The organism is Plantactinospora sp. KLBMP9567 (genome assembly GCF_033446045.1).
Taxonomy (GTDB): Bacteria; Actinomycetota; Actinomycetes; order Mycobacteriales; family Micromonosporaceae; genus Plantactinospora.
In genome coordinates, this window is the sequence record NZ_JAWQRR010000046.1 from 1 (window position 1) to 14,669 (window position 14,669).

A 14,669-nucleotide genomic window follows, 5' to 3' on the forward strand; every position below is an offset into this window, starting at 1 on the left:
CCCCCCCCGACGGGTCGACCCGGGCGGTATGGCGGCCGATCTCGGTGTACGCGGCGACGCCGAGCCGGTCGGCCGCCCGGGTGCTGTCCACGGCTCGCAGCAGCCGCCAGTGCGCGGCATCCCACCGGCTCAGGTCGGTCAGCTCCGCCGGGACCCGGGCACCGACCTGCTCGGCGTAGCCCAGACAGGCGTGCACGTACGCGAGGACGAACTCCCAGTCCGGAAGCGACTTGGCGTTCAGCTTGTCGCTGAGTGTGGTCCGGGCGAGCGGCTTTCCCGACCGGGCGGCGACCGCGACCAGGTTGTTCAACGACGGCGCACCGGCGAGTTGCCGGAGCCGCGTCAGTTCGGCGACGAACCGGAGCAGTGCCCCCCGACCGGTCTCCCGCATCCCGCACCTTCTCCCGGCGTACCGCACCTTCGCTCGGCGTACCGGCACCCCGACCGGGCTTCGAGGAAGGTGCACCCAGGATAGTCCGGGCCGCCAATCGCATCGATCAGCGTCGTACCAGGCCAGCAGCGAGCGGAAGATCACCAACAGCAGCAGGAAGGCCGGGCCGAGCACGCCCGGCCCGAGGTCGGCGGCCAGCACCGGCCCGCCGACCTCCACCATGCGGTTGAGGCTGAAGGTTCAGTCGGGGACGCCGAGCCCGGCCAACTCGCGGCGCAGGTTGTCCCGGGCCGGCCGTTCGCCCCGGCGGGCCAGTTCCGGTGTGTGGTAGAGCGCCGGAAGGGCGAGCAGGTTCCGCAGTACGGCCGCACGACCGGCCCGGAACGACGAATCGGGGACGTGCGCGTACTCGGCGCGGATCGCGGCGGCGTAGCGGTCGTACTCGGCGGCGGGGGAGGCCAGGATCGCCAGGTCGGCGTCGCAGAGCAGGGTACCGTCCCGGTCCTCCGGCGCGGCCCGGTGCCCGGCGGTGAGCAGCACCAACCGGACCACCTCGTGCACCGCCTCCGCCGGTATGCCGAGCCCGGTCAGCAGGCCGGCGGCGAGTTCCGCGCTCGCCCGCTCGTTGGCGTCGCCGCCCGCCCGGGGGTCGTAGACCGCGTCGTGGCACCAGGCCGCCAGCCGGACCAGGTCGGGCCGGGCGGCCTGCCCGGCCGCCTCGTCCACCACCGCGAGTACGGCCGCCAGGTGCCGCACGTCGTGGTAGCGCCGGTGCGGCTCGCGCCAGCGCTGGAGCAACTCGGCACCGGCGGCGGTGGTGGTCGCCTCGTCCCGGATCGCTCCGGCCGCCACGGCCGCCGTACGCCACCGGGTCAGCAGTCCGGTCACCCGCCGAGTCTGGCAAGCTGTACCCGGCAACGGCAAGCACCCGCTGCCCACGGCGCCACCGCTGCCGGGCAGCCAGGACTGGGTACGGATGCTCAGGTACGCCCGGCCGGGCCGGCCGACACTGCTGTGATGACCGAGACGTTGCGTCGGTACCCCGCTCCGTCCACATTCATGTCACCAGGTCTGACCCTCCGCGAACGCTGGTGCCGGGCCCGCCTGTCGCTCGCCGGGCGGCTCCGCACAGCCGTGTTCCGGCTCGCCCTCCGGCACCCGGTCGGCTGGCGGTGGCTGGCCGGCCGGCACCACCCGGTCCTCGACCGGATCGCGGCGGCGAACGCGCGGGCGGTCTGCGCGCTCGCCGCGCTGGACGTCCCGGCGTACCGGGCCTTCCTGCGGGCCCGGCCGGCGCAGGGACGGGTCCGCCGCCGGCTCGACGAGTTCCCGGAGACCGACAAGGAGAACTACGTCGTGCCGCACGACGCCGCCCGACGCTGCTGGGGCGGCCGGCTACCGGCCCGGGGCGTGGTGGTGGACGAGTCGGCCGGCTCGTCGGGCCGGCCGTTCAACTGGCCGCGCGGCGAGCGCGAACTGCGCGCGGTGCACCACGACATCGCCGGCTACACCAGCCTGGTCTTCCCGATGCGCCGGCCGTTCGTCATCAACGCCTACTCGATGGGCGCCTGGGCGACCGGGACCACCACCGGCGCCGCGATGGCCCGGATCGCGGTGGTGAAGAACACCGGCCCCGACCTCGGCAAGATCATCGATACCCTTCACGAGTTCGGCCCGGACTTCGACTACCTGGTGACCGCGTACCCGCCGTTCCTGAAGCACCTGCGGGACCGGCTCGACGCCGACGGCTTCGCCTGGGCGAGCTACCGCATCTCGGCCAGTTGCGGTGGCGAGGGGATGACCGAGGCGTTGCGGAGCTATCTGGAAGAGCGGTTCACCCGGGTGCGGTCCGCGTACGGCGCCTCGGACCTGACGATCGGGATCGGCGCGGAGACCGCGTTCACGGTCTGGCTGCGGCGTCGACTGTGGACCGATCCCGGGTTCCGGGCGGCGCTGCTCGGCGAGCGGGAACAGCGGCTGCCGATGGTGTTCCAGTACAACCCGCTGGCCACCTATCTGGAGACCAACGAGCGGCGCGAACTGCTCTGCACGGTGACCAGCCTGGACGTGCTCCAGCCACGGCTGCGCTACAACGTCGGCGACGAGGCGGTGCTGCTCCCGTACCGGAGGATCCTCGACCTGGTCCGGGACGACCCGGCGCGCCGGGCCGAGTGCCGGGCGGCGGTGGCCGGCGAGCGGATGACCCTGCCGGTGCTGTTGCTCTTCGGCCGGCGCGACTCGACGGTCTCCTACCTCGGCGCCAACCTCTATCCACAGGACGTCGAGTACGGCCTCTACGCCGGCAACCCGTACGCGGCCGAGATCAGCCGGTTCCGGCTGGCGCTGGCCGAGGATGCGGGGCTGGAGACCCGGCCGGTGGTGCACCTGGAGTTGCGCCGCCCGCTGGCCGGACCGGTCCGGGACGCCCTCGCCGGGGCCTGCCGGGACGGGGTGCGCCGGCACCTCGCCGCCGTCTCCCGGGACTTCGCGCAGTCGTTGACCGAGGACCCGACCGCCGGTGAGCTGCGGATCGAACTGCACGAGCCGGGTACCGGCCCGTTCGCCGGAGAGCAGAAGATCAAGAACGTCTACCTGCTGGGAGGTTGAGGCGTGCGTACCCGGGATTTCTCCCAGGCCCCGGCGCAGGCCCGGGCCGGCGCGATGTTCATCGGCGCGACCCGCTACCGGAGCCCGCTGGCGATCCTGCGGCTCTGGCCGGTCTGGCTCCGGATGGTCCGCGACCTCCGGCGGATGTCCGGATACCGCTGGCACACCGTCTACTGGGAGTTTCCGTTCACCCTCGGCACCATCGCGTTCTTCGCCGACCGGGACGCGATGCTGCGGTTCGCCCGCTCCCGGCACCACCGGAGGCTGATGATGTGGGTTACCGACGGTACCCGGAACGCGACCGCCGGCTACATCCGGCTCTACACCGCCGAACCGGACGGCTACTCCAACGGGGCGTGGCGGGCCGAGTCCACCGAGATGGCGCACATCCCGACCTTCACCCCGCTGGGCGCCGAGACGACCGGACCGGCGGTGCGGCGGTGACCGGAGCGGCGACGATGGAACGCGTCGTCGACCGGCGCGGGCTGCGGGACTTCCTCGCCGTCTCCGACCGGGTGTACGCGGACGAGCCGCGCTTCGTGCCGCCGATGCGCGCGCAGGTCCGGCGCTGGTGGCGCGAGGGCGTGCCGATGTACCTGATCCGGGACGCCGACACCGGTGCGGCGGTGGGCCGGACCACGCTGCACACCGACGCCGGCCTCGACGCCAAACTCGGCCGGCGGTGCCAGCTCTTCGGGCTGACCGAGTTCACCGAGCCGGCGGCGGAACCGCTCTTCGAGGCGATCGCCGCGGCCGGCCGGGCCGCCGGTGACCGGGAGGTGCTCTTCGGGCCGGTGGCGTTGCTGCCCAACGAGGCCGGTGGGGTCATCACCTCCGGGTACGTCGACCGCGGCTTCGTCGACAGCGCCTACAACCCGCCGAGGTACGTGACCGCCTACGAGTCGTACGGCTTCGCCCGGCGGTTCGAGTCGGACACCTGGATCTGCCCGGTGACCCCCGCCCCGGCCGGCCCCGACCCGCTGCCGGAGGATCCGCAGCTACGGGTGCACCGGGGCGACCTGCGGCGGCTGGACGAGCAACTCGACATGTTGCGCGGGCTGCTGAACGGCTCCTTCGCCCAGCTCGGCTACTACACCGAGATCTCGGCCGAGCAGTTGCGCCAGCAGACCGACGGGCTGGCGTACCTGCTGGACGAGTCCTTGCTGCTCTATCTGACCCGGGCCGAGCGGCCGGTGGCCTTCGTGCTCTGCATCCCGGACATCAGCGAGTTCGTGATCCGGGTGCGCGGCAACCTCAACCTGGTCAACCAGCTCCGGCTGCTGGCGACCCGGCGGCGGTACCGGCGGGAGGCGGTACTGATCGTCAAGGGCGTGCTCCCGGAACACCAGGGGCGCGGCTACCAGCGGATGCTCTCCGCGCAACTGCACCGGAACCTGCACGCCGGGGGGTACAGCACGCTGCGCAGCACGTACGTCGGCCGGGACAACCCGGCCTCGGCCGCGCAGTTCCGGGCGATGGGTGGTCGACCGCTGCACGGGTACACCTTCTACGAGAAGGCGTTGTAGGTGGACGTCGCGGCGTTCCGGGCACTGGAGCCGCTCTGCTGGCGGGCGCCGAGCGCGCACAACACCCAGCCGTGGCGGCTCGACCACCGGGCCGCGGAGATCCGGGTGGGCTGGGATCCGGCGGACGCGCTGCCGGCGGCCGACCCGTCGGGCCGGGACCTGTGGCTGTCGCTCGGCGCGTTCGTGGAGACCTGCCTGATCGTCGCGGCCGACGCCGGACTGCGGGTCGGGTTCGTGCCGGACCACTGCGCCCAGGACCGTCGGGTGGGCTGGCTGCGGGCGTCCGGGAGCCGTTACGACACCCCGTTCGGGGCGGCGGAGGTGCGCGGGCGGCGTACCCATCGGGGTCGGTTCTCGGCGGGTCCGCCAACCGACGCGGTCGCGGCCGTCCACGAAGTGGCGCGGGCGGCCGGCGGAGCGGTACGGGTGGTGCCGGACGCCGACCAGCTGGCCCGACTGCTCCGGGTCGCCGACCGGCACCTGTATGCGGACCCGGCGGTCGTCGCCGAGCTGCGGTCCTGGCTGCGGCTCACCCCGGGACACCCCGACTACCACGCCGACGGGCTCACCGACCGCTGCCTGGGACTGTCCCGGGCCGAGGCGGCCGGACTGCGGGCGGCACTGGCGGCGTACCCGGTGCTGCGCCGGCTCGGATTGCCCCGGCTGCTCGCCGCGGCCGCCGGCAACCCTCTCGCGCTCGGCGGCGCGGTGCTGGTCCTCGTCGGACCGTCCGGAGTGGACGACGCGCGCCTGGTCGGGTTCGGGCGGGTGCTGATGCGGGTCTGGCTGACGTTGCACGCCGCCGGCCTGGCGGCGCATCCGTTGAGCCAGCTCGTCGACGCGCCCGCGACCCGCGACGCCCTGGGTCCGGTACTGGGCCTGCCGCCGGAACGGCTGCTGCACGTGGTCCGGGTCGGCCGACCGGCCGGTACGGCGCCGCGCTCGGCCCGCCGGACCGACGGCGCCGAGCACGCCGGCCACTGACCGCCCGGCTGTCGGTACGGTGGTGAGCCATGGACGGGGCGTGGCCTGCCGTGCTCGCCCTCGGGCTGGCCTGGCGGGCGGCGCCGGCCGCGACGGTGGCCAAACTGCTGCGGCCAAGTTGCCGAAAAACTTCCGGAAATATCAAGGGCAGCCGACCTATCGGGAGCCGATCTCGACCACCCGGGCCCAGGCCGGCGGCGCGTCCGGTACGTAGTCGGGATCGCGCTCGCTCCAGGAGCGGGTTGCCGCCGGCCGGGGAAACAGCCCCACCACCGTCCGGCACGCCGGCCGGGTGACCGGCCACGGGGTCTGGCCGTCGGTGAGTACCACCACGACGTCCGGAGCGGGCCGGCTCCGCAGCGCCGCCGCGAATCCGGTCCGCAGGTCCGTCCCGCCGCCGCCGAGCAGCGGAATCCCCTCGGCCCGGCACAGCCGGTGCACGGTCCCGGCCGCCGCGTCACACGGCAGCACGCTGACCAGGTCACGCCGGCCGCCCACGGCGCGACCGATCGCGGCGACCTCCAGGAGCGCACTGCCCAACTCGGCGTCGCTGACCGAGCCGGAGGTGTCGATCACCACGGAGACCCGGGGCGGCCTGCGGCGCAGGCTCGGCAGGATCACCCCGGGCAGGCTGGCGGAGCGCCGCGCCGGCCGGCCGTACGTGTAGTCGTCGCCCGCGCCGGGGCCGTTGGCCGCCGAGCGGATGGCCGCACCGAGCAGGTCCCGCCACGGCTGCGGTGGATGGAACGCCTGCTCCGCCCACCGCTGCCACCCCTTCGGCGCGGTACCCGGCCGGGCGGCGATGCCCTGGGCGACCCGGAACCGGACGGCGTCCCGCTCTTCGGCGGTGAGCCCGTGTGCGCCGTCCGGTCCCAGCTCCCACTCCCGGTCCAGCCCGTCGGCACCGCTGCCGCAGTCCAGCCAGACGAAGTCCTGGCTGTGCGGGCCGAGCCGGAACTGCCGCAGGTAGTCCTCCATCAGTTCGCCCGGGTGCAGGCCCAACCGCCCCGGATCGACGGCGCCGTCAGGTCGGGCCAGCCCGTCTCCGTACACGTCGTCGTTGATCTCGCAGTCCGCCGCGATGTTCATCCGCAGCCGTTCTCCCGGCCCGACCAGCCCGCGCCGCACGGCGACCCGGTCGCCGCGGCCGTGGTGGTCGCGCAGCAGGTGCGAGACCTCGTGCACCCACACCCCGGCCAACTCCTCCACCGGGGTCCGGTCCACGAACGCGGGCGAGACGTAACACCGCCAGTGCCGGTCCACGGCCATCGTCGGCACCCGCCCCGACTCCACCGCGTGCAGCGCGAAGAGCGCCGTCGCCAGGTAGGGCCGGACCCGGGCCGCGTGCAGCCGGGCGGTGAAGAGCTTCTCGGTGTCGAGGGTGCCGGTCGGGCGGGTCATCGGCCGGCCCCGGCGGTGGCGGCGGTCCGGGTCGCCACCCCGTCCGCCCGCCGGGTCAACGAGACCACCCCGGCGAGCCGGTCGATCGACTCCGGCAGGTCCCAGTCGGGCTGGCGGAGCGCGGCGAGGGTGGTCGCGGGTACCACCACCAGATCCGGAGCGCCGGTCTCCAGCGCCCGGACCAGCAGTTTCCAGGCCGCGTCCCAGCGGGACCGGTCGGGGAGCTTCCGGACCGCCTCGACCACCCCGTCGAGTACGGCCTGCCGCAGGTCGCCCCGCTCGGGCAGATCCGCCCGGGCCGGGTCGGCCAGCAGCGACTCGGGGTCCGGCAGGTCCAGCCGGTCCAGACTGGCCAGCAACTCCAGCCCCGGGCCGTCGCCGACGGTCCCCCTGACCAGCATGGACAGCACCTCCCGGGAGGTGTCGGCCGCGGTGGCGAAGGCGACCAGCCGCAGCGTCATGTCCCAACTGCGCGGTGACGGCCACGGACCGCCCCGGCGGGCCTCGTTGTCCGGCAGCCGGTGCACGAGCCCGGGGCGGGCGGTCAGGAACCCGCACACCGCGCGCCGGGCGAACGTCACCGCCTCGGGCAACCGCTCCGGGTCGAGTCGGGGCAGCACGGCGGTGGACCAGGTCCCGCCCAGCCCCCGGACCACGACCTGGTGGTCGTACGTCCACTGTAGATGTACGAACCGGTTGGCCAGCGGCGGGCTCAGCTCCCAGCCGTCGGCGGCCGAGGAGCGTGGGTTGGCGGCGGCCACGATCCGCACTCCGGGCGGCAGCCGCAGCGCCCCGACCCGCCGTTCCAGCACCACGCGGAGCAGCGCGGCCTGCACGGCCGGCGGCGCGGTGGAGAGCTCGTCCAGGAATAGCAGACCCCGGCCGGCCCGCACCAGGCGGACGGCCCAGTCCGGCGGGGCCATCGGCACACCCTGTACCGCCGGGTCGTCGCCGATCACGGGCAGCCCGGCGAAGTCGGACGGCTCGTGCACGCTGGCGATCACCGTGGTCAGCGGCAGGTCGAGGGCGGAGGCGAGTTGGTTCAGCACAGCCGTCTTGCCGATTCCCGGCTCTCCCCAGAGCAGCACCGGCAGGTCGGCGGCCACGGCCAGGGTCAGCGCCTCCAGTTGCGGGTCGGGTCGCGGCTCGGTCGCGGTGTCGCCCAGCAGGGCGAGCAGCTCGTGGGCCACGTCGAGCTGGCCGGTCCGGGACAGTCCGGCCGGGACACCGGGAGCGGCAACTGGAGCGCCCGGCGCGGCAGCCGAAGCACTCGCATCGGCAGCCGGAGCGGCAGTGGGAGTAACCGCGACGGCAGTGGGAGCGCCCGGAGGGCGCGCAACGGTAGCGGGCGGAGCGGGGGGTGGGGACGCGGAGCGGGCGGGGGAGGCGGGCGCGACGACGGCGGAGGAGGCGGACGGCATCGAGATACGCATGTGAGATCACCTTGAGGTCGAGTCGGGCCGGCAGGGGCCGGTCGGCGGCGGGGTCGGGCAGGGAGGAGTGCGGGGCGCGCGGGTCAGCGGGCGGTCGCGTGCCGCGGACGTGCCCGGGAGGAGGTACGCGACAGTCGGGCGGCCCGCCGGGACAGGTCACGGTGGCGCCCACCGAGCCCGCTGGCCGGGTGCGGCGCGGATCCGCCCAGCCCGGCCCGGTACAGCCCGTGCGAGACCCGGCGGAGCGCGGCCGTCTCCAGTTCGTCCCGCAGCGCGCCACCGCGGAGCAGCGCGTCCGCTCCGAGCAGCCGCTCGACGGCGGCGACGGCTCCGTCGGTGTCACCGTGGTCCAGCCGGGCCCGGATGTCGCCGAGGTTCTCCGGTTGACGGTGTGCCCCGTCGATTGCCTGGAGACAGGGCAGTGGCGTGCCGGTCAGCGCGGCCAGCAGCTCCTCGCGGCGGATCTCGGCGGGATCGTGGTCCAGTGCGACGAGTGTGCCCTCGACCAGGCCGATCCGGTGCCGGGCGCCACGGCACTCGACGTACCGGGGCGCGGAGTCGCCGACCGGGGCCGCCGGGGTCTCGGCGACCGGGCGGTCCGGTGCGAGCGCCGAGGCGACCAGCGGATGCAGTTGGTCGGGCCGGATCAGCCCGGCCCGGAGCAGCGCCAGGTCGGGCGGTACCCAGGTTGCCGCGTCCGGCAGCACCGGTAGCCCGGCGGGGTGGCTCTGCGCCGGCACCGTCCGGATCCGTAACCCGGCGGGGCCGCCGCCCGGATCCGGCAGCAGGTCCAGCAGCAGCCGGTGCCGGGAGCCGAGTCGGACGGTGACGGTGGCGCCGCTGCTGCCGTCCGCGTGCAGCAGCAGCTCCGCCTCGGCGGCCCAGTGCGGCACCGCGCAGTCGAAGCCGTGCGGCACGTCCCGTTCCGCGTCGAGCCGGCCGGCGCCGGGTTGCCGATCCGCACCGGACCTGGCCCGGAGCTCTCCGGTCCGGCGTACGTCCCAGAGGTGGCGGTGCAGGTCGAGCCGGAACCGCCGGTCCGGGCGGGGATGCGGATGTGGCCCGCCCGGTTCGGCCGGCCGCGCCGGGTCCCACAGTCCGAGGCTGATCCGCTGTCCGGCGTCCGCCCAGGCCGGCGGGGTCCGGGCCACCAGGTGCGGGCTGCCGGCGTCCGTCCCGGGGTACCGGGCCAGCGAGATGGTCAGGCCCGGGCGCAGCAACCCGTCCGGAGCCACCCGGGGCAGGTGCCAGCGCAGCAGGTCAGGGGCGAGATGGCCGAGGTCGGCCCGGAGTTGGGCCACCAGTTCGCGGCCGTAGGTGCGCGCCACGGAACGCAGTCGCAGATCCACGTCGACGCGTGCGGCGGCGCAGGCTCCGGCCCAGTCGCCGAGCGCGCGGCGGGCGGTAGCCAACTCGATCATGGGGGGCGGCACGGCGAACTCGCGCACGCGCTGCCAGAAGGAGAGCCGGGAGTCTCTGTCCACAGTCGATGGGTGCATCAGCACTCACCTTGCGTGGACTGGACCCCCAATCTGCGGAGAGAGGTTTTCATCGCCGAGCAGAATACCGCCTCCGGCATCGGCGGGCCAGGGGGCGGCCGGGTCGGTGCTCGGTCGGGTGGAGGCGGCGGGTCAGGGGCGGTCGTCGTTGAGGACACTGCTGCACCGCCGGATCGTCGCCAGGTGCAGCCTTCCGGTCAGGGCGGGGCTCAGCAGCCGGCCGGCGAGCCGGGTCAGCGCTCCGGGCGGCTGGTTGGTGACCTCGCTCGCCGCCAGCCGGGAGATCCGGCGTACCCGGCGGCTGCGGATCCGCTCGTACCGGCGCAGGGCGGCGGTCGGGTCGCCCGGCGTACCCAGTGCGCGGCGGAGCAGCCAGGCGTCCTCCAGGGCCTGGTTGGCGCCCTGGGCCTGGGACGGCGGGAACGCGTGCGCCGCGTCGCCGAGCAGGGTCACCGGCCCGGTTCCCCAGCGTGCGGGCACCCGGTGCAGCACGTGCGGGTACGCCTGCACGTCCGACTCGCCGAGTCCGGCCAGCAACTCGCCGACCGGCTCGGCGTACGAGGCGAACCGGATCCGCAGCCACTCGACGACGGGCCGGTCGTCCGGTGCCGGCTCCGGTACGTCGAACCACCACTGGAGCAGACCGTCGCCGGCCGGCATCAGCCCGCAGAGTCCGGCGGAACCGACCAGGCAGCGGGCGTGCACGTCACCGGCCAACTCGGGCAGTGCCCTGGTCAGCCCCTGCCAGCTCACCCAGCCGTTCCGGGTCGCCGGTGCCTCGTCGAGCACGGCCCGGCGTACCACCGACCGGTAGCCGTCGGCGCCGACCAGTACATCCGCGGGCTCCCCGGCGACGGTCACGCCGTCGGGTCCCACCCGCAGGTCGGTCACCGCGCGGCCGTACCGGACGGTGCCCGGCGGCAGTGCCCCGGTGAACCGTTCGAGGATCGCGGCGCGCGGCACGGTGGCCACCCCGAAGCCGGTGCCACGGCGGGTCACCCGCAGGTCCGCCCGGGCGAAGGGCCGCCCGTCCGGGGTGCAGAACTCCAGCGTCTCGACGTCGCCACCGAGCCCGTCCAGGGGTACCCCGAGGTCGGCCGCTGCCGCCGCACCGTTGCCGAAGACGGTCACCGCCGCGCCGTCGGTACGCGGCCCCGGCGCCCGTTCGAGCACCCGGACCCGGTGCCCGTCGGCCAGCAGGCCGTTCGCCAGGGCCAGCCCGCCGATGCCGGCGCCGACGATGACCACGTCCATGACACGCCCCGTTCACTACGATCGTTGTACTACGCATGTTGGCATACCATCGGGACGTGCCACCACCCAACCAACGGCGCCGGGCCGAACTCGCCGACGCCGCCATCGCGCTGCTCGCCGAGACCGGGGTGCACGGGGTCACCCACCGCGCGGTCGAGAAACGGGCCGGCCTGCCCACCGGCACCGCCGCCAACTACTTCCGCAGCCGGGAGGCGCTGCTGGTCGCGGCGGCGGACCGGGTCGGCGAGCTGCACTACGCCGACATGGACGCGGCCGGGGCGGCGTACCGGCCGTCCTCGGCGGGCACCCGCGACCGGGCGGTGGACCTGATCGCCGGGTCGCTGTTCACCGCCGCCACCGATCACCGGGACCGCTACCTGGCGATCTTCGAACTCCGGCTGGAGAGCCTGCGCCGGCCGGTACTCGCCGACGCGTTGCGCGGGCTGCTCCAGCGCTCGGTCGCGTTCACCACCGGGCACCACACCGACCTCGACCTGCGGATTCCACCGGAGGCGGTGCCGACGCTCGTCGCGCTCTACGGCGGCGCGCTCTTCACCCTGGTCAGCAGCGTGCCAGGCGAGGTCACCCCCGAGCTGACCCGGGAGTTGGCCGGCGCGATCGTCCGGGCCGCGCTGGGCGGCGGCTGAACCCGCCGACGAGCAGCCGAATCAGCGGCCGGGCGGGGTCCGGTCCGGCAGCGCCAGCCCCCCAGCCCGGCTCGATGTCGCGGCGTACGACAACAGGGGACATCGACCCGCTTGACGTTGCACCCTCGCCGGTCGACGATCGGAGTCCGGGCAACAACGTGCAACTATCGGTGAGAGGCAGAGGGATGCGGCTAACGCTCCTGGGCAAGGAGTCGACAGGCGGACAGTCCCCGACGCTGTATGCGACCGACCGCGACAGCTACGTGGTCCAGGGGTGGCGGGTGGCGGATGCCGAACTCCTCGCAGGTGAAGAAACGCAAGACACGACCGTCGTTGAAGTGCCGTCGACCCTGATGGGGCACCTCGCAAAGAACGGTCTCGACGGGAGAGTGACCCACGTGGTGGCACCGATCGTGCGCGTCACCGCGAGTGGCAACTACACCATCCAGGGCACTCGGGTCGTCGACGGCACGGCACTCCTCCAGATGGACATTCCTGCGCACGAAACCTGCGTCGAGGTGTCCGCCCCGAAGATGCGGAGCCTGGTGACGGAATGAGGCCGATCACCGGGGCCGAGTTCGAGTCGCTGTTTCAGCTCGCCACGCGCGCCTGGCACCTGGAACTGCGCGACACCTATCGTGTCGTCGAGGAGGACGAGCCCTTCGCGAAGTGGCTCCAGGGCATTCCCGACGACTACGCGTGGCGAGAGGGCTGGTTGTCCTTCGTGCACGGAGTCGCGGACAACGGCACGCAGATCCAACGACTGAGGATTGTGACAGAGCCGCTGTCCGACTACATGCGCTGGGCACTCGAGATGGACCCGGCGAACATCACCGCCGGGGAGGAGATCCGGTACCTCCCTCGGCAGGCTGCAACCGGGACAAGCCTGCCCGCCGAGGACTGCTGGCTGTTCGACGACGACAAACTCCTGCTCAGCCTCTTCCAGCCTGACGGGCGGGGCGCCGGCTACGCGGATGCCAACGATCCGGAACTGCTGGCGACCTACCGTGCCGTACGCGACCAGCTTTGGCCACAGGCGACCCCGTACGCCCAGTACCGCCTCGCTTCGCGGTGAGCACGCTTGCCCGTCAGGCCCGCGAGGCCCTGGGTGTGAGGCTCAGGGATATCCGGGCCGACGCTGGCCTGACGGGCAGAGCGCTTGCCGCCGCTGCCGGATGGCACTACACAAAGGTTTCCAAGCTGGAGCATGGGGTCATCAACGCTTCCGAAGCCGACGTGACTACTTGGTGCCGGCTCTGCAACGCCCCCGACCAGTTACCCGACCTGGTAGCCGCTGTCCGCTCCATCGATACGCTGATCGTCGAGTGGCGTCGCCAACTCCGATCCGGCACCAAGCGCCGTCAGAAGGAGAGCGTTCGCTTCGAGGCCGAGACGACGCTCTTTCGTGTCTTCGAGCCGATGTTCGTCCCCGGCCTTCTACAGACTGCGGAGTACGCCGCAGCCGTACTGTCCAGCTTCGTCGAATTCCACGGACTCCCTCCCGACGTCGACGCCGGCGTTGAGGCGCGGCTAGAGCGACAACAGATTCTCTACCGAGGCGACCGCCGCTTTCACATGGTCATCTGCGAGTCGGCGCTGACGCTGGGGGTGGCCCCGACAGAGGTCTTGGTCGGCCAACTCGACCGCCTGCTCGCCGCGTCGACGCTGCCGCGCGTTCACCTGGGCATCATTCCGACGCGCGCTACCCACCTGTTCCTGCCAATTAACAACTTCTGGATCCTCGACAACAGCGCTGTGCTGGTCGAGACCATATCGGCAGAAATCAAGCTCACTCAGCCACGCGAAATCGCGGTCTACGCGAAGGCGTTCGAGAGATTCGCGTCCTCTGCGGTCTACGGACGCGACGCCCGCAGCTTGATCACGACGGCGCTCCGGGAGTTCCACGCCACGAGTTGAAGCAACATCGTGCAACATCCTCCCCTCCAACCCGGCTCGCCTCCTACCGTCGCCGGTGTGCATCAGCGCGGTGATCGTCCTATCACCGTCCGTGCCGCACATGACCTCATCCGAGAATCGCACCCCTGGGGGCATCTCATGGTCGATGTAGGAAACGAGCCTGGGGCAGCCCACAGGCGCCGATCGGCGATCAGGCTCGTCAGCCCCGATCCGAGGCCGTTGCCCGCAGGACCCAGCGACGTCGAGTTCCCGCCACCGCCCGGCGACGCGGTGCCCGGCTTCGTGTGTGGGTGTGGCTGGCCAGGCTGCCAATCTCGCTCCAACGCCGTCGCGGTCATCCGGGCCGCCGGAGTCGACCCGATGACAGTGACTCCCGCAGACACCGTGCCGCGACTGCGGCCCGAGCCGCAGGTCCAGACCGCGCAGGATCGGGCTGGGACGACCTCGACCGCGCGAAGAGGGCAGAGGCCACCCATGACAGCAGACATTGACACGATGTCCGCTGCGGCCTCTACGTCCGGAGAAGGGCGGTGGGGTGCGACCAGGGGTCAGGCACTCCACCCGCCGACACCAGCGAACAGCGGACCCGGCCGGTGACCGGCGACCCGCCCCGGCCGCCGTCGGGCATGGTGGCCAGCAGTGATCCGTACCTGCTCCGCGAACTACTCTGGTGCGGACCCTGCAACGTGTGGATGACAGCGACCCGGGCGGCCGGCGACCGGAGACGACGCACCTACAAATGCGCGATGGGCTGCCGCACCGCGCCGCCATTAACGCCATCCAACCCGCCTACCAGAAGTCGGTGCTCGAAATGCTGCTCACCAGGGTCATCGTCGGAGCCAACACCGACGACCTGACCTTTGTCTGGCGCAACTGACCCCCGTCGGCGGGCGTTTCTTCGGCGACGGCGGACGGACCCCAGACCCGCGCGTCCGGAGGTTCCCCTGGTGATCCTTGGGCGCGCCAGTGGGTGGCCGTCACGACCGAACGCCTCTGTCGGGACGGCCACC

The 14,669-nt window shown here is 73.1% G+C and carries 14 protein-coding genes and 1 pseudogene; 9 read left to right on the forward strand and 6 right to left on the reverse strand.

The genetic code is table 11. The features are described 5' to 3' along the window. Together R6Y94_RS34675 and R6Y94_RS34680 are read right to left on the reverse strand one after the other, a co-directional pair. Positions 1–613: pseudogene (locus R6Y94_RS34675) on the reverse strand (hypothetical protein); the annotation flags it as partial. 18 nt (positions 614–631) lie between these two features. After that, positions 632–1,279: a metal-dependent phosphohydrolase gene (locus tag R6Y94_RS34680; protein ID WP_318400584.1), complete on the reverse strand. Its 648-nt coding sequence runs from the start codon at positions 1,277–1,279 to the stop codon at positions 632–634. Positions 1,280–1,408: 129 nt separating this feature from the next. Between R6Y94_RS34680 and R6Y94_RS34685 the strand changes: the two genes are divergently transcribed. The 4 genes from R6Y94_RS34685 to R6Y94_RS34700 are packed head-to-tail and all read left to right on the forward strand — an operon-like array spanning position 1,409 to position 5,508. Beyond that, positions 1,409–2,998: a phenylacetate--CoA ligase family protein gene (locus R6Y94_RS34685; RefSeq protein ID WP_318400586.1), complete on the forward strand. Its 1,590-nt coding sequence runs from the start codon at positions 1,409–1,411 to the stop codon at positions 2,996–2,998. 3 nt (positions 2,999–3,001) lie between these two features. Continuing rightward, a complete protein-coding gene (locus R6Y94_RS34690) occupies positions 3,002–3,442 on the forward strand; it encodes a DUF4188 domain-containing protein (protein WP_318400588.1) in 441 nt (146 codons plus the stop codon). Beyond that, entirely contained in the window at positions 3,439–4,524 is a 1,086-nt protein-coding gene (locus R6Y94_RS34695; RefSeq protein WP_318400590.1) for a hypothetical protein, read from the forward strand. Before R6Y94_RS34690 ends, R6Y94_RS34695 begins: the two co-directional genes overlap by 4 nt. Next, the gene (locus R6Y94_RS34700) at positions 4,525–5,508 is read left to right on the forward strand and encodes a nitroreductase (protein WP_318400592.1); all 984 of its coding nucleotides are present in this window, start codon (positions 4,525–4,527) and stop codon (positions 5,506–5,508) included. It abuts the gene before it with no gap. A 156-nt stretch (positions 5,509–5,664) separates the two neighbouring features. Here R6Y94_RS34700 and R6Y94_RS34705 read toward each other — a convergent pair whose 3' ends face one another. The 4 genes from R6Y94_RS34705 to R6Y94_RS34720 all read right to left on the reverse strand — a co-directional run bounded on the left by R6Y94_RS34705 (position 5,665) and on the right by R6Y94_RS34720 (position 11,095). Continuing rightward, the gene (locus R6Y94_RS34705; RefSeq protein WP_318400594.1) at positions 5,665–6,909 is read right to left on the reverse strand and encodes a DUF2201 family putative metallopeptidase; all 1,245 of its coding nucleotides are present in this window, start codon (positions 6,907–6,909) and stop codon (positions 5,665–5,667) included. Beyond that, positions 6,906–8,123, reverse strand: a complete 1,218-nt coding sequence (locus tag R6Y94_RS34710) for an AAA family ATPase (protein WP_318400827.1) — start codon at positions 8,121–8,123, stop codon at positions 6,906–6,908. Before R6Y94_RS34710 ends, R6Y94_RS34705 begins: the two co-directional genes overlap by 4 nt. A gap of 302 nt (positions 8,124–8,425) precedes the next feature. Beyond that, positions 8,426–9,841 carry a hypothetical protein gene (locus R6Y94_RS34715; RefSeq protein WP_318400595.1) on the reverse strand — a complete coding sequence of 472 codons (1,416 nt, stop codon included), beginning with the start codon at positions 9,839–9,841 and terminating at the stop codon, positions 8,426–8,428. Between the two features lie 132 nt (positions 9,842–9,973). After that, entirely contained in the window at positions 9,974–11,095 is a 1,122-nt protein-coding gene (locus R6Y94_RS34720) for an FAD-dependent oxidoreductase (RefSeq protein WP_318400597.1), read from the reverse strand. Positions 11,096–11,151: 56 nt separating this feature from the next. Here R6Y94_RS34720 and R6Y94_RS34725 point away from each other — a divergent pair, with 56 nt between their 5' ends. From R6Y94_RS34725 to R6Y94_RS34745, 5 genes are all read left to right on the forward strand, one after another. Continuing rightward, entirely contained in the window at positions 11,152–11,742 is a 591-nt protein-coding gene (locus R6Y94_RS34725; protein WP_318400599.1) for a TetR/AcrR family transcriptional regulator, read from the forward strand. A gap of 185 nt (positions 11,743–11,927) precedes the next feature. Beyond that, entirely contained in the window at positions 11,928–12,299 is a 372-nt protein-coding gene (locus R6Y94_RS34730) for a hypothetical protein (protein ID WP_318400601.1), read from the forward strand. Then, positions 12,296–12,817: a DUF6879 family protein gene (locus R6Y94_RS34735; RefSeq protein ID WP_318400603.1), complete on the forward strand. Its 522-nt coding sequence runs from the start codon at positions 12,296–12,298 to the stop codon at positions 12,815–12,817. The genes R6Y94_RS34730 and R6Y94_RS34735 overlap by 4 nt, the downstream gene beginning before the upstream one ends. Then, entirely contained in the window at positions 12,814–13,659 is an 846-nt protein-coding gene (locus R6Y94_RS34740; protein ID WP_318400605.1) for a helix-turn-helix transcriptional regulator, read from the forward strand. Before R6Y94_RS34735 ends, R6Y94_RS34740 begins: the two co-directional genes overlap by 4 nt. 688 nt (positions 13,660–14,347) lie before the next feature. Continuing rightward, entirely contained in the window at positions 14,348–14,536 is a 189-nt protein-coding gene (locus R6Y94_RS34745) for a hypothetical protein (RefSeq protein WP_318400607.1), read from the forward strand. Positions 14,537–14,669 lie beyond the last annotated feature (133 nt).